General features: G+C 57.1%; 1 pseudogene. It reads left to right on the plus strand.

What is annotated here, in order from left to right:
• Positions 1-380, plus strand: a pseudogene (locus MXD62_RS10410) (3-oxoadipyl-CoA thiolase); the annotation flags it as partial.

Raw genomic sequence — 380 nt, forward strand, 5'->3', positions numbered from 1 at the left:
TGCTGGTGATGGAGCAGGAAAGAGCCAAACAGCTGGGTTTGAAGCCACGGGCGCGTATCGTCGCTTCTGCGGTAGCGGGAGTTGATCCCTCTGTCATGGGTATAGGCCCGGTTCCTGCTGTGCAAAAGGTGCTGAAAAAAGCTGGATTAACCGTCGACCAGATCGGGTTGTTTGAATTGAATGAAGCGTTCGCCGCGCAAGTGGTTGCCTGTATCCGTCAGCTAGGGATCGATTCCGCGAGGGTAAACGTAAACGGTGGCGCGATTGCGCTCGGCCACCCTTTGGGCTGCAGCGGTGCCCGTATTTTGACCACTCTGCTCTACGAAATGGAACGCAGAGAGACGCGCTACGGCTTGGCTGCGATGTGCATCGGCGTGGGT

Source organism: Frankia sp. Mgl5 (assembly GCF_023242985.1).
GTDB lineage: Bacteria > Actinomycetota > Actinomycetes > Frankiales > Frankiaceae > Parafrankia > Parafrankia soli.